At 58.3% G+C, this 14,682-nt stretch carries 14 protein-coding genes; 11 read left to right on the forward strand and 3 right to left on the reverse strand.

Annotation, left to right across the window (positions count from 1 at the left end; translation table 11 throughout):
- Positions 1 to 17: 17 nt before the first annotated feature.
- A complete protein-coding gene (yihA, locus tag ASE98_RS05485; protein ID WP_060540367.1) occupies positions 18 to 662 on the reverse strand; it encodes a ribosome biogenesis GTP-binding protein YihA/YsxC in 645 nt (214 codons plus the stop codon).
- Positions 663 to 853: 191 nt separating this feature from the next.
- On the opposite strand from yihA, the gene ASE98_RS05490 reads away from it, so the two are divergent.
- The 7 genes from ASE98_RS05490 (at position 854) to ASE98_RS05520 (ending at position 8,035) form a co-directional block, all read left to right on the forward strand.
- Positions 854 to 1,144, forward strand: coding sequence for a c-type cytochrome (locus ASE98_RS05490; RefSeq protein ID WP_060540368.1), 291 nt, complete (start codon positions 854 to 856; stop codon positions 1,142 to 1,144).
- Between the two features lie 45 nt (positions 1,145 to 1,189).
- Positions 1,190 to 1,819 (forward strand): c-type cytochrome, encoded by a 630-nt coding sequence (locus ASE98_RS05495; RefSeq protein WP_060540369.1) that lies wholly within the window; start codon positions 1,190 to 1,192, stop codon positions 1,817 to 1,819.
- A 199-nt stretch (positions 1,820 to 2,018) separates the two neighbouring features.
- Entirely contained in the window at positions 2,019 to 2,660 is a 642-nt protein-coding gene (locus ASE98_RS05500; protein ID WP_060540370.1) for a thiol:disulfide interchange protein DsbA/DsbL, read from the forward strand.
- Positions 2,661 to 2,673: 13 nt separating this feature from the next.
- The gene (locus ASE98_RS05505) at positions 2,674 to 3,552 is read left to right on the forward strand and encodes an endonuclease/exonuclease/phosphatase family protein (protein WP_060540371.1); all 879 of its coding nucleotides are present in this window, start codon (positions 2,674 to 2,676) and stop codon (positions 3,550 to 3,552) included.
- Positions 3,549 to 5,462: a GGDEF domain-containing protein gene (locus ASE98_RS05510; RefSeq protein WP_060540372.1), complete on the forward strand. Its 1,914-nt coding sequence runs from the start codon at positions 3,549 to 3,551 to the stop codon at positions 5,460 to 5,462. Before ASE98_RS05505 ends, ASE98_RS05510 begins: the two co-directional genes overlap by 4 nt.
- 103 nt (positions 5,463 to 5,565) lie before the next feature.
- A complete protein-coding gene (locus tag ASE98_RS05515) occupies positions 5,566 to 6,345 on the forward strand; it encodes an N-acetylmuramoyl-L-alanine amidase (RefSeq protein ID WP_060540373.1) in 780 nt (259 codons plus the stop codon).
- Between the two features lie 76 nt (positions 6,346 to 6,421).
- Positions 6,422 to 8,035: an EAL domain-containing protein gene (locus ASE98_RS05520; RefSeq protein ID WP_177336948.1), complete on the forward strand. Its 1,614-nt coding sequence runs from the start codon at positions 6,422 to 6,424 to the stop codon at positions 8,033 to 8,035.
- 7 nt (positions 8,036 to 8,042) lie between these two features.
- Here ASE98_RS05520 and ASE98_RS05525 read toward each other — a convergent pair whose 3' ends face one another.
- The gene (locus ASE98_RS05525; protein ID WP_060540375.1) at positions 8,043 to 9,833 is read right to left on the reverse strand and encodes a KinB sensor domain-containing domain; all 1,791 of its coding nucleotides are present in this window, start codon (positions 9,831 to 9,833) and stop codon (positions 8,043 to 8,045) included.
- A gap of 10 nt (positions 9,834 to 9,843) precedes the next feature.
- On the reverse strand, positions 9,844 to 11,190 hold the full coding sequence (algB, locus tag ASE98_RS05530; RefSeq protein ID WP_060540376.1) for a sigma-54-dependent response regulator transcription factor AlgB: 1,347 nt from the start codon (positions 11,188 to 11,190) through the stop codon (positions 9,844 to 9,846).
- 437 nt (positions 11,191 to 11,627) lie between these two features.
- On the opposite strand from algB, the gene ASE98_RS05535 reads away from it, so the two are divergent.
- The 4 genes from ASE98_RS05535 (at position 11,628) to gltP (ending at position 14,645) form a co-directional block, all read left to right on the forward strand.
- Positions 11,628 to 11,915, forward strand: coding sequence for a hypothetical protein (locus ASE98_RS05535; RefSeq protein ID WP_060540377.1), 288 nt, complete (start codon positions 11,628 to 11,630; stop codon positions 11,913 to 11,915).
- 70 nt (positions 11,916 to 11,985) lie between these two features.
- Complete coding sequence (locus ASE98_RS25580) at positions 11,986 to 12,150, forward strand: DUF1328 domain-containing protein (protein ID WP_009041538.1); 165 nt, start codon at positions 11,986 to 11,988, stop codon at positions 12,148 to 12,150.
- Between the two features lies 1 nt (position 12,151).
- Positions 12,152 to 12,613, forward strand: a complete 462-nt coding sequence (locus ASE98_RS05540) for an inhibitor of vertebrate lysozyme family protein (RefSeq protein WP_060540378.1) — start codon at positions 12,152 to 12,154, stop codon at positions 12,611 to 12,613.
- Positions 12,614 to 13,313: 700 nt separating this feature from the next.
- Positions 13,314 to 14,645, forward strand: a complete 1,332-nt coding sequence (gene gltP, locus ASE98_RS05550) for a glutamate/aspartate:proton symporter GltP (protein WP_060540380.1) — start codon at positions 13,314 to 13,316, stop codon at positions 14,643 to 14,645.
- The last annotated feature ends 37 nt before the right edge of the window (positions 14,646 to 14,682 follow it).

Here is a 14,682-nt window from a genome sequence, read left to right on the forward strand (position 1 = left end):
CAGGCAGTTTTTGCAGCTTACTGAGGCTCTACCTCGGCACCCTTGTCCGCCAGTTCCATCCAGCCCGCCAATACCGTGTAGGCATCTTCCAGGCCCAGGCGTTTGGGCGCCGAAAACAGCTGAATCGTCACGCTGTCGCCCCAGCCCTTGCGGATCTCGGACTGAACCTTGAGCAGCGTATTCTTGGCTGCGCCGTAGGTCAGTTTGTCCGCTTTGGTCAGCAGAATGTGCATCGGCATGCCTGCGGCCACGGCCCAGTCGAGCATCAGCAGGTCGAAGTCGGTCATTGGATGACGGATGTCCATCATCAGAATCAGACCCTTCAAACTCTCGCGGCCACCCAGATAAGCTTCGAGGTGACGCTGCCAATGTTGCTTGAGCGGAATCGGAACTTTTGCATAACCGTAGCCCGGAAGGTCGACCAGACGGCGTTCATCGTCTAGCTTGAAGAAATTCAACAGTTGCGTGCGCCCCGGGGTTTTCGAGGTTCGCGCCAGGCTGGCGTGGGTCAGGGTGTTCAAGGCACTCGACTTGCCAGCGTTGGAACGCCCGGCGAAGGCGACTTCAAAGCCCTCGTCATCCGGACATTGGTCGACTTTGGCGGCGCTGAGCATGAAGGTGGACTGTTGGCACAGACCGAGGATGGGATTCTTGAGTTGCATGGGATTTCCGATGTGGGCGGCGCCAGGAATAGGTGCGGCAAGCGGTGTCGCTTCCGTTTCAGTGACGCCAGTATATAATGCCGCAGATTTTGTGTGCGCTTTGTCCCAGCGTAGGATGAAGTTCACGAGAGCGACAGACCTTGATTGCGCACCAGAACGCAGCACGCTCTCTACCCTGAAAAGGTCGTTTTATGACGAAATGGCTGCTAGCTGCCGGTGTCTTGATGCCGCTTTACAGCGCTCAGGCTACACAGGATCCGGAAGCTGTGTACAACCGTGTTTGTGGAGCCTGTCATTCCGGCCAACTACCCATGGCGCCGAAAAAAGGCGATCAGGAAGCTTGGACGCCGAGGTTGGCGAAAGGTATGGAGACGCTGGTGCAACACGTGACCCAGGGTTTCAAGGCGATGCCGCCGCGTGGTTTGTGCATGGACTGCAGTGCCGAGGATTACCAAGCCATCATCCACTGGATGAGCGAGTAAGCCCGGCCCATAACTCTTAACCCTTAGCCGTAGTTGGATTAGCTGATGAAGAAATTGATCGTGAGTCTGCTGTTGACCGTGGGCATCTCCGGCATGGCCCATGCTGCAGGTGAGCCAGTAAAACCTGGTGACAAAGCCGCCGGCCAGGCAAAAGCCGCCGTATGTGGCGCCTGCCACGGCCCGGATGGCAACAGCATGGCGCCAAACTTTCCGAAGCTGGCGGGTCAGGGTGAACGCTACCTGACCAAGCAATTGCACGACATCAAGTCGGGCAAGCGCACCGTTCTGGAAATGACCGGCCTGCTGACCAACCTGAGCGATCAGGACCTGGCGGATATCTCCGCCTACTTCGCCAGCCAGAATGGCAGCGTCGGTGCAGCCGATCCGAAAGTGGTGTCTCGCGGTGAAGCCCTGTTCCGTGGTGGTGACCTGGCCAAGGGCCTGCCAGCCTGCACCGGCTGCCACTCGCCTAATGGCGCGGGTAACGCTGCCGCCGGCTTCCCGCATTTGGGTGGCCAGCACGCTCAATACATCGCCAAGCAGCTGACCGACTTCCGCAAGGAAGAAGGTGGTCGCACCAACGATGGTGACGCCAAAACCATGCAGACCATCGCCAAGCGACTGAGCGACGAAGATATCGCGGCGGTATCGAGCTACATTCAAGGCCTGCACTGAGGCCGGCGGATCGGGCGTTGAACGGGGCGGATATTTCTTGCAACGTTAACGCTCGATTAATCCGTCACAGCAAGTATAAAAAGGGTGGCTTTGGCCGCCCTTTTTTGTGGCCGCTACCGTTACACTACAGAACTCAGCCCGCCCCGGCCTGTCTGAAAACAGGCCGCGCGAGGCCATAAAATTTGTCCAGGAGTAAAGCATGCGTAATCTGATCATCAGCGCCGCATTTGTCGCTGCCAGCCTGTTCGGCATGACTGCCCAGGCCGCTGAAACCCCCGCTGCACCTTATGTCGAACTGAGCAATCCGGTTCCGGTGGCAGTACCTGGCAAGATCGAGGTGGTAGAGCTGTTCTGGTACGGTTGCCCGCACTGCTACTCCTTTGAGCCGGTGATCAACCCATGGGTCGAGAAACTGCCTTCGGACGTGAACTTCGTGCGTATTCCGGCCATGTTCGGCGGTCCGTGGAACGCGCACGGCCAGATGTTCCTGACCCTGGAGGCCATGGGCGTTGAGCACAAGGTTCACACTGCGGTATTCGAAGCGATCCAGAAAGAACACAAAAAGCTGACCGACAAAAATGACATGGCAGACTTCCTGGCTACCCAGGGCGTCGACAAGGAAAAGTTCCTGGCGACCTTTGACTCTTTCGCCATCAAGGGCCAGATCGTCAAGGCCACTGACCTTGCCAAAAAGTACGAAATCACTGGTGTGCCAACCTTGATCGTCAACGGCAAGTACCGCTTTGACGTGGGTTCTGCCGGGGGCGCCGAACAAGCTCTGCAACTGGCCGATAAACTGATCGACAAAGAGCGAGCGGCTGCCAAGGCTGCTGCTAACTAAGCGAACTGCTGCCATGCGCCGCTGGGGCACTGAACGCGTTGTAGGCCTGCATGATCCGCGGGTCAACGAGCATCACCTGGAGTCGACAGGTTTGCCGGCTGATAGCCGGCTGCGCCTGCTCAGCTTCAATATTCAGGTAGGCATCAGCACAGAGCGGTATCGGCATTACCTGACCCGGGGCTGGCAGCATCTGCTGCCGCACACCGGGCGTTCCGACAACTTGCAGAAAATCGGCAGTCTGCTGGGCGACTTCGACCTGGTTGCCTTGCAGGAAGCCGACGGCGGCAGCCTGCGTTCCGGCTACGTCAATCAAGTCGAGCACCTGGCTCAGCTCGGGGCCTTTCCTTACTGGTATCAGCAGCTCAATCGCAATCTCGGCCGTCTTGGCCAGCACAGCAATGGCGTGCTCAGCCGTCTGCGCCCCTGGGCGATCGAGGACCATCCGTTGCCCGGTCCAAAAGGTCGCGGGGCCATTCTGGTGCGCTTTGGCGAGGGCCCTGAAGCGCTGGTGGTAGTCATGATGCACCTTGCGCTCGGAGCCCGTGCCCGCAGCCTGCAACTGGCGTACATCCGCGAGTTGATTGGCGGCTACAAGCATCAGGTGCTCATGGGCGACATGAACACCCACGCCAGCGATCTGCTGCAACATTCACCTCTACGCGACCTTGGACTGCTCGCCCCGCAACTGGAAGCGACGTTCCCAAGCTGGCGGCCCCAGCGATGCCTTGACCATATCCTGTTGAGCCCGAGCCTGACCCTGGAGAAGGTCGAGGTGCTGGCCCAGCCCATTTCCGATCACCTGCCGGTCGCGGTAGAGATTCGTCTGCCGGGTTCACTCACGGCCGATGCATTGCCCGCGTTGAGCCCTGCCCTTCGCGGATCCGATGAATGAGTGACGACGCACAGCGCTGGAAAGAGAAATACCTCAAAAGCATTGAACAACAGGAAAAGCTCGAGCGTCGATGGGACGCACGGCTCGACTTGTTGCGTCGTGGCCTGGTGCGCAGCACCCTGGCGGCGGAGGGTACCGATCGTGCCGTTGATCTATGCATGAAGGAAATGCGTGAAGTCGTGCGCACCGATGACATGGACGCCGGTCTTGCCGCCCTTATCCCGCGTCTGGAAAAAGCCGTACTCGATTCCGAGCAGCGTCGCGAAACCCGGATCAATCAGACCAGCGCCGCCCTGACAGCACTGGTCACACAGCTGCAGAAATTGCCCCTGCCACGGGAAGTGAGTCGACCGCTCAAGGGTTTCGCCAAACAACTGGGCGCCAGGGTCGGCCACGCGCGCGAGATCCCGTTACTGTTAAGTGAGCTGAGCGGCTTGCAGGGCAAGGCCTTGAGTCAACTGGAAACCCCGACAGAACCCGGTCGGCCTGGTTTATTGCAACGGTTGTTCGGCCACCAGCAATTGGAGGAAGCCACCGAAACGGTCGCGGCCAAGGCCCCACAAACCGTTGCAACTGCGGCTGGCGCGCTAACCGACGCAGCAGTGGACCATGTCGCTCCACCACCTGCGCGCGTTGAGTCGGCAATGGCCGCTTTGGCGGTGGCCGAGGCCACCGGGTTGCAGGCCTCCAGTATCGACGCGCCCACTGTTCGCGAGCAGGAAATCAATCCTGACGAATTGACGCCGGCAGTTCTCCCGTCAAGCTTGCTGATGCCAGCGCCGGTCCTGGAGAAGATAACCGCCGTCGATCCGGAGCATCCAGACCCCGATTTTCATTATTCCCTCCCGGATTCCCCCGAGCCTTCCTACAGCTCGGTAGCACTTCACATCGAAGAAACATTGCTGGGACTGCTCGACGACCTGACGCTACCCGAGCGCCATCGTCCGCAAGCCGAGGCGATGCGTTATCGCTTGAAAAACGGGATGAACTGGTACGAATTACTACCCATACTCGACGATTTCGCCACCCTGATGCTGGCCATCACTGACAGTGGCCAACATGAGTTCGAAGCCTATCTGCAGCGGCTGAACGAGCGCCTGGAGTCGTTCCAGAGCAATTTGCAGGCAGCCACAGCCGGCCACGCCGAGAACCATTCGGCCGCGCGCGCGATGGACACGCAGATCCGCGAGCAGGTCGACGGTTTGCAGAGCAGCATGCAAGAGGCAGCCGACCTGGACGATCTCAAGCGTGTGCTTGAGAACCATCTCGAAGGCCTGCTTGGAACCATGGACCAACATCAGAAGCAGCGTGACGAGCGCGAGCAGGAAGTTGCGGCGCGTCTGCACGGCCTGGCGGAGCGTGTCGCTCACATGGAGCAGGAGGCACAGGGTTACCGCGAGCACCTTGAAGAACAGCGCCAGAAGGCCTTGGTGGACCCCTTGACCGGCTTGCCCAACCGGGCCGCCTGGAGTGAGCGACTGGATCATGAAATCAGCCAATGGCAGCAACAAGGCGATACGCTGCTGCTGGCCATGCTCGACCTCGATCATTTCAAACGCATCAACGACAACTATGGGCACCTGGCCGGCGACAAAGTGTTGAAAATTATCGCCAGTGTGTTGCGCAAGCGCCTGCGCAGAACAGATTTCATTGCCCGGTTCGGCGGAGAGGAGTTTGTACTGCTGATGCCGTCCACCGTGCCGGCGGCGGGCCTGAAGTTGCTGGAAAGTCTGCGCGCCGCGATAGAGGCCTGCCCGTTTCATTTCAAGGGCGAACCGGTGACCGTCACCATTTCCAGCGGAATGACCGCATTCAGATCCGGTGAGCACAGCGATCAAGTGCTTAAAAGAGCCGATCAGGCACTGTACCGTGCAAAAAATGCCGGTCGTAACCGGGTGGAGCCGGGCTGATCGCCAATCGTTTCATTTGGTTTAATTCAAGGCGATTGCCATCCGCATCCAAGGCAGTACGTTACACTGTTGCATTATTGACTTGCGTGCATCACCTTCAGCCATGAAATATTTCGCTCTAATCCTATCGCTGATACTTCTCGCCGGCTGTGCCAGTGGCCCCCGGTTCGACACCAGTCATGCTTCGGCCAATCACGACAGCCGCATTCAGTTTGTGGTGGTCCACTACACCAGTGCCTCACTGGAGCGCTCGCTGCAGTTGTTGACCCATGGTGAAGTCAGCAGCCACTACCTGATCGGTGACGACAAGGGGGCAACCATCTACAAGCTGATGGACGAAAACCTGCGGTCGTGGCACGCGGGGGAAAGTGAATGGGATGGGCGTACCTGGCTGAACTCCAGCTCCATCGGCATCGAAATCGTCAATCCGGGCTTCACCGACACTCCGACGGGGCGCGTTTGGTATCCGTACACCGAAGATCAGGTGCAGTCCTTGATCGTACTGCTCAAAGACATCAGCAAGCGCTACAACATCAGCCCTCGCAATATTATCGGTCACAGCGATATCGCGCCGCTGCGCAAGCTTGACCCGGGCCCCTTGTTCCCCTGGAAGCGTCTGGCTGCCGAAGGCATGGGCATCTGGCCGAATGAACAGGCGGTTGCACGTCAGCAGATGCAGTTCGCCGACCGATTGCCGAGCGTCAGCTGGTTTCAGGCGCAATTGGCACGGTTGGGTTATGCCACGCCGCAAACCGGTGAGCTGGATGTAGCAACGCGTCATGTGATCGCGGCATTCCAGATGCATTTCCGCCCTTCCCGCTTCGACGGTACTCCGGATGCGCAAACCGCGGCCTTGTTACTGGTGTTGAACCAGACAAAATAATGACGCCCGCCGGACGGTTCGGGCGTTTTCTCCATCAGCAGCTATAACTCATTGGTAATCCATCGGATATTCCATGATGACTGCTGCTCGAGAAACCTTCCGTAGCTGGTTCTATCGCCCCTGGTTTCTGGGGCTGCTGGCTGCTGCCGTGAGCGCAACGTTATTGATGACCGGCAGCCTGTTCGTCGCCATGCATCAGGTGGAACAGAATGAAAGCCTGGAAATGAATGCCCAGGGCGAGCGATTCCTCGCCCGCCTGGAGCAGCTTTTCGGACAACTGCGTGAAAGCCTCGATGATCTTGAGGCACAGCCGCTGCGAGCCTGCGACTATGAAATGATCGCGACGTTGCAGCAGGTCAGTTTCAATTACCGCTTCGTCTACGAAGCTGCGTACATGGACGATTCGCGGATCTGTTCCAATCGGCCCCGACAGGAAGGGCTGTCGCTGATACGCGCGCCGGATATTCAGGGCCCCACCTACAGCTATTGGCTCAATACCACCACCGAACCTGATGAAAACCGCGCGGCGCTGATGCTCGGGCGGGGCAATTTCAGGGTAGCAACATCGCGCGGGCATCTGACCGATATGGTCGATCTGTCGCCGGGTAGCAGCCTTTTGGTGGTGCTCGACCATGGCAAACGGGCGATTCCGGTCCTGGGTGTCTCACAGGTCTGGCCGCCGACCGAAGCATGGCCACCGAAAAAACGTGATGCGCTGCAAGTTACTCAGACTCGTCTGATTTACCGTATGCCCACGGACAACCCGGAATATCAATTGGTGTTGATCACCCCGCGCACCGGCCTGCATATTCCAGCGGTCTGGTGGTGGCTGGTGCCGGCGAGCCTGACGCTGGGTATTTTTGTGGGTTTCCTGGTGTATCTGCTGGCCTGTCAGCGGCAATCGCTGGACGCCGAGTTGACGGGTGCCATTCGTCGAGGCGAATTGCAGGTGCTGTACCAACCTATCTTCGACCTCGACAGCCGCAACTGCGTGGGAGCCGAAGCCTTGCTGCGCTGGCGGCGGCCGGACGGTAGCCTGACCAGTCCTGATCTGTTTATCCCGATGGCGGAAAATTCCGGGCAGATTCGCCAGATGACAGACTTCGTTCTGCAGCGCCTGCTGGAGCAACTCGGGCAGTTACTGCGCGCCAACCCTCAACTGTACATCTCGGTGAATCTTGCCGCGTGTGATGTGATGGTGCCGCGGATCGGCCAGGTAATGGCGCGTCTTCTGACCCTGCACCGGGTTGCGGCGAGGCAAATTGCTTTTGAAGTGACCGAACGCGGTTTGATTGATGTGGTGGTGGCCCGGGAAAACCTGCAGGCCTTGCGGGACGTCGGGCACCAGGTGCTGATCGATGACTTTGGCACCGGCTATTGCAGTCTTGCCTACCTGCAAACGCTGCCGGTGGATTGCCTGAAAATCGACAAGGCGTTTATCGATGCTCTGGGTCATGATGCTGCCAGCAGCGGTGTGGCTCCCCATATCATTCACATGGCGCAGTCATTGCACCTGAAGGTGATTGCCGAAGGTATCGAGCTTGAGTCCCAGGCCGCACTCCTGAGCAGCGAAGGGGTGAAATTCGGTCAAGGCTGGCTGTTCGCCCATGCGCTGAGTGCGGTGCAGTTTATCGAACTGATCACGCGGGGGCGCCGACGGGCCGGTCGACGCGTAGAGGATGAGGCGTGAAATCGCTTTACACCGTCAGCGCCATGTAGAACTGGGTACCTTGCCCCGGACGTGAATACACGCCCATGCGTCCGCCGTGCAATTGCACGATTTCCTTGCACAATGCCAGGCCGAGTCCGGCCCCGCCCTTCTTGCGCCCGACCTGAACGAACGGTTCAAAGATGCGGCCTTGCTGACCGTAGGCAATACCTTCGCCGTTGTCCTCGACGCTGATGATTACCCGGTCACCATGGCGCCGGGCGTGCAGTCGGATTCGCCCGCCTGGGCCCGTATGGCGCAACGCATTGTCGATCAGGTTGTCGAGCACTCGTTCAAGTTGCGGCTGATCGGCCTGCAATCGCGGCAATGGCTCCAGCAGTTCGAGTAATAGATCGATTTCTTTCTGCTCGGCCACCTCGGTAAAGCGTGCGCGGGCCTGTTCCAGCAAATCCTCGATGGAACAGGGTGCCAGGGTGAGCTTCTGCAATCCATTCTGGTAGCGGGAGAAGTTCAGCAGGTCATTGATCAGTTGCATCAGACGCTGCATTTCTTCATTCACCGTGTCCAGCAGGTCGGCTTCCCGGGAATCCTGGGGAAAGTGCGCGCGTTCGCGGAACAGACCAAAGGCCATGTGCATGCCGGTGACTGGCGTGCGCAGTTCATGGGACGCGCGCAATACAAACTCGCTGCGAACCCGTTCAAAGGCACGTTGTTCGGTTACATCATGCAGCACCATCACCGCGCCGAGAATATGGCCCTGGGTATGGCTGACCGGGGTCAGGCTGAATGTCAGCAGTCGCGACTCGCCGTCGACTTCGATGCTCAAGTCTTCCGGTGCCCGTTCCAGGGTACCGCCACGCAACACCAGTTGCAGTTGTTCATCGAGCTCGGGACGTCCCAGCGCGGCCCCCAGTCCTTGACCCAGTCGATCGGTGTCCCAGCCCAATTGGCGCTGGGCCACGGGGTTAAGGTGTTCCAGCTGGCCCTGACGGTCGATCATCAGAAGGCCGTCGTCGATACTGTCGAGCACGGACTGCAAGCGTTGCTGACCCGCCAACAGCTCATCGACGTTGGTAGCCTGATGTTCTCGCAATGCCTCGGCCATGATCCCGAACCGCCGGGTCAACTGGTTCAGCTCCACCGCCGACGAGATCGGCAGCGTGACATCGAAGTTACCCTGTCCGATGTTATCCGCAGCCTGGGCCAGTGCCTCGATGGGCGCACCAAATCGCCGGGAGATGGCGTGAGCCGTGACGAAACCGATGATCAGTACAGCCAGCCCCACCAGTCCCAACAGGCCGGCAATCAGCAGTGCGCGTTCGCGGGCCAGGCGCTCCGTTTCGTTGATGGTAGCGAGTGCGCGCTTGTGTTCAGCGATCAGGCCGTTGCGCAGCGCATTGAATTTGTTGGTCAGATCATCGTTGCGGTTGAGCGCATTCGAGGGGTCGGGGGACATTTCGTAGGCCTGTATGAAACTCAGGTAGTCCGCCTTGGCTTTTCGGAAACCGAATTCGCTATCCTCGTGCGCAGGGTCCTGGGCGATGCCTTCTTCCAGCAGCTCGAAGTAATGCTGCTTCGAGGCCGCGAAGGCGGCGGAATCCGGTTGCTCGCGAAGCATGATGATCAGTTGATCGCCCAGGGCCTGACGCAGCTTGAGACCTATGTCCAGGGTGGTGAAGTTATTGCGCAGCAGCGCTTCCTGGTTGCTGGCCATCTGTATCACGCTGACCAGTCCGAGCAGCAGCCCGAGCAACGCTACCGTGATCAGTGCGGAGAAACTCAGGAAAAGCCGGGTCCGCAACTTCATCGCCAGTTTCATCGGATGTAGCTCACAAATTGTACTGCTTGCGTTTTCGATACAGCGTCGAGGCATCGATTCCGAGGGTTTTCGCCGCTTGATCGAGGGTGTCGGCCGTGGCAAGCACTGCGCCGATGTGGGCTTTTTCCAGTTCGTCCAGGCTCAGTGCCGCGCCAATGCGCGGTGCGTTGTTGGCGGGTGTCTCGGCCATGCCCAAGTGGCTGATCTCGACCCGCTCCTGTGGACAAATGATGCTCGCCCGTTCGATCACGTTGCGCAGTTCGCGGATATTACCCGGCCAGCGATAGCTCAGCAGTGCTTCCCGTGCCTCATCACTGAAGGCCCGAGCCGGGCGCGCGTATTCCTTGACGAACCGTGCCAGAAAGCGGTCAGCCAGAGTGAGGATATCCTCGCGGCGTTCGCGCAACGGCGGCAGGTGCAGGGTGATGACGTTCAGGCGATAAAGAAGGTCCTCGCGGAAGCGACCGTCGCGAACCATGTCTTCAAGGTTCTGGTTGGTGGCGGCGAGGATTCGAACATCGGCGCGACGGGTGACCGGGTCGCCGACTCGCTCATATTCCTTGTCTTGAATGAAGCGCAGCAACTTGGGTTGCAAAATCAGCGGGAAGTCACCGATCTCGTCAAGAAACAGCGTTCCGCCGTCCGCCTGATTAACTCGCCCGAGCGTGCTTTCACTGGCACCGGTGAAGGCGCCACGGCTGTGGCCGAACAATTCGCTCTCCATGAGTTCGGCGGTAAGAGAGGGGCAGTTGATCGTTGTGCAGGATTTTTTCGCGCGCTTGCTCCAGCCGTGAATGGCCTGGGATAGCTCGCCCTTACCGGTGCCGGACTCACCGAGAATCAAAATATTGGCGTCGGTAGTAGCGACCTGGCGTGCGGTTTCGAGTACCACTTTCATCGCAGGGCTGTGAGAGTCGAGGCCGTCCTTGGGTTTGCGAATTTCACCTTCCAGGGCTTCCAGTCGCGCAGACAGCTGTCGCACCTCCAGCTGCTTGGCCGTGGCCAGCCGCAGTTGATCGGGGCTGCACGGTTTGACCAGATAATCAGCCGCGCCAGCCTGAATGGCGTCTACGGCGGTGTCGACAGCCGAATGCGCGGTGACTATTACCACGCGCATCCAGGGTGCCTGAACGCGCATTTGGGCCAGCACATCCAGACCATTGTCTTCGCCCAGACGCAGGTCGAGAAAGCACAAATCGAAGACCTGCCGTTGCAGCAACGCCTCCGCCTGCGTAGCACTGGTGGCGGTGGCTACGCTGTAGCCTTCATCTTCGAGGCAATAACGAAAAGTACGCAGGATGGCGGATTCGTCGTCCACCAGAAGAATGCGGCCTTGATGCTCAGTGGCGGATTCCATTTTCCTACGCTCCTTTAAGAATGTTCTTGGTTTAGTCCCGGAGAAGTCGGGCAAGTTGCATGGTCGATTCTGAGCCATTACTGCCTTGGCAGGGTAGCTCTGATCATGGGTAGCGGTCAGCTGCCTGATTTTACGTGGCTTTTAAAGCACATCCGGATTTCAGACAAGCACCTGCGTCCATTTCTGACAGCTGCCGCCCACGCTCAATTCCATAAATTTTACGTCAGCGATCAAAGCGATCGTGCATTACGCACGACCGTACGGACGCCATCGTGCAGGTTGCGTCCGGAATGAAATTCATTAAGTCATTAAGTTATTGATTTATAAGGAAATTAAATCATCTAAAAAATTGGCACGCAGGCTGCAATTGTCTGGTTAACCAGGGCATTCAATAACAACGCCCGTCACCAAATCCCGCGATTGGGAGGAGCTCCAGGATGAACCGTCAACGTGCCGCTCGCTTGAGCCTCTCGCCTCTGCACATTCAGCAAGGCTTGTTTGCTGTTTTGGCACTGTTGATCACGTTAATCGGCGGCCAGCAGTTTCAGCTCTGGCAGTTGAGCCAGCAGCAAGAGGCGCCACTGCAGCCGATTCAGCATCCGACCCAGACACATTTCAGCGCTGTGGGGATCAATCAGCCCGACAGCACCCCAATGCGCATGATGGATGTCGATCAGGCATTACCTGTGGGTGAAGTACGCCATCAGGAGCGTTGGGTGTTCTAGGCATTACACCGGCGCAATTGATGCGTCGGGAACCGCAGCACCACTTAATAGATGCGTAAGGAGAATCACCATGTTGAGCTGGGCAATCACATTCTTGATCATAGCCATCATCGCCGCCGTATTGGGCTTCGGTGGTATCGCGGGCACCGCCACGGGTATCGCCAAGATTCTCTTTGTCGTGTTCCTGGTGATGTTCATTGTTTCGTTCTTCTTTGGCCGTCGCGGTCGAGGTTGACATGAGTGCTTTGAAGACAGTGGCAGCCGCCCTGCTGTTGGGCGGCAGTGCCATGGCGATAGCGGCCAGTGACGGCCAGGCGCGGGTCAACGAGCTGTTGGGTTCAGACCCGCAATACCGCGATACCTGGCAAGGGGTCGTGCAGAAAGAAGAACGCCTGCCGGAATGGGTGCTGAACCTGACCGGAGACGCCGAACAAATGAATGCCGTTGAAGAGGATGGCGACAAGTATCTGGTGGGGCCGCTGTGTGAGTCGTCGGCGACGTGCCTGAACCAACGCTTGATCGTAGCTGTCAGCTTCAACAAGAAGGACGCCTACGCCATGCTGGTAGACGTGCCTGCCGGATTGCCGGCTGACAAATCGCCTACGCGGCATGCCAGCTACCGTTTTCTCGGCAAGCCAGACGAAGGCATGCAGGGTCTGTTGATGGAGCAACTGAAAAAAGACCCGAAGTGGTATTGAGTCCGTACACGAAGGAGGCCTCACCGCTTCTTTGCGCCTGCACCACCTGAGGAAGGCAGGTGCATGACCAAGGGGTCGGGATGCTTTGCCTGTTGCAGGGGCGGAGTGACCTACGGGTACAGGGAGTACCTGCGCAAGGGCCAGGTCAGGAAAAAGCTGCGTCGCAGGTTCGCCGACCCCATGGCTCGACGGACTTGCGAAGGGCTTGACCCGCGACAGCGCGACTCAAATAGTTACCCTTTTTCGTCCTACATCCCGCAAGTGCCCTCTAAAATCTCTCCTCCGGTATCGAGTCCGCGACCGTATATCGCGAAAAATCTCCCTTTTTTAACCGCAACTGCGCCCAGCCTGACTCCTGTTTTTGTAGAAAATCCCTCTTTCTTGAGCTGTTCAAAAAAAAACCAACCTCCTCTGTGATGGCCGGCTCACGGCACTTATGCCTGCCGAAATGTCGCATTCGAACCGGTTGGGACGCGCGTTTCGCAAATAAAACCTCATGCCGATTCGGCATAGGGTAGGCGTTTACGGCATTAGACGTCGCTTCCTTGCATCGGAATAGTTGCGCCTTTTTTCGCCTGCCAGAGAGCCGTAAATACGCGTTCCGGGGGCACCTTATACGGGGGCAGATGCACAGACTTTTGCGCCACAAGCGTTCCAGTTCGCGCATCTCCCTGAGTCAAACGCAAGTAAGGGTAAAGATATGAAGAAGGCAAAGCTTAGCCTCGCCTGGCAGATCCTCATCGGTCTGGTATTGGGGATTGCAATCGGTGCGCTGCTCAACCATTTCAGTGCCGAAAAAGCCTGGTGGATCAGCAACGTGCTGCAACCAGCGGGCGATATCTTTATCCGTCTGATCAAGATGATCGTGATTCCAATCGTGATCTCTTCTCTGATTGTCGGCATCGCGGGTGTTGGCGACGCCAAGAAATTGGGGCGCATCGGCCTCAAGACCATCATTTACTTCGAGATCGTCACCACTATCGCCATCGTGGTGGGTCTGCTTCTGGCTAACCTGTTCCACCCAGGTGCCGGCATCGACATGAGCACCCTGGGTACTGTGGACATCTCCAAGTACCAGGCTACAGCTGCCGAAGTCCAGCATGAACATGCGTTCATCCAGACCATCCTCAACCTGATTCCGTCGAACATCTTCGCGGCCATGGTTCGGGGTGAAATGCTGCCGATCATCTTCTTCTCCGTGTTGTTCGGTCTCGGTCTGTCGAGCCTGCAGTCGGATCTGCGCGAGCCGCTGGTGAAGATGTTCCAGGGCGTGTCGGAAAGCATGTTCAAGGTCACTCACATGATCATGAACTACGCTCCGATCGGCGTTTTCGCACTGATCGCGGTGACCGTGGCCAACTTCGGTTTCGCTTCCCTGCTGCCGCTGGCCAAATTGGTGATCCTGGTTTATGTCGCCATCGCCTTCTTCGCTTTCGTAGTGCTGGGCTTGATCGCTCGCCTGTTCGGCTTCTCGGTGATCAAGCTGATGCGCATCTTCAAGGATGAGCTGGTGCTGGCTTACTCCACCGCCAGCTCCGAAACCGTGCTGCCACGGGTGATCGAGAAGATGGAAGCCTACGGTGCACCGAAGGCCATCTGCAGCTTTGTCGTGCCGACCGGTTACTCGTTCAACCTAGACGGTTCGACCCTGTACCAAAGCATCGCGGCGATCTTCATTGCCCAGCTGTATGGCATCGACCTGTCGGTCGGCCAGCAATTGCTGCTGGTACTGACCCTGATGGTCACCTCCAAAGGCATCGCCGGCGTTCCGGGTGTGTCCTTCGTGGTGCTGCTGGCGACGCTTGGCAGTGTCGGCATTCCATTGGAAGGCCTGGCGTTCATTGCCGGTGTCGACCGCATCATGGACATGGCCCGTACCGCGCTGAACGTGATCGGCAACGCCCTGGCCGTGCTGGTTATCGCCCGTTGGGAAGGCATGTACGACGATGCCAAGGGCCAGCGCTACTGGAACTCCCTGCCGCACTGGCGCAGCAAAGAGAAGCTGCCAGCTGGTGAGACTACCAGCAGCTAATGCACAGCCCTGTGGAACTTGGCTTTCCTGGGGGAGC

This window comes from Pseudomonas sp. Leaf48, from assembly GCF_001421885.1.
GTDB lineage: Bacteria > Pseudomonadota > Gammaproteobacteria > Pseudomonadales > Pseudomonadaceae > Aquipseudomonas.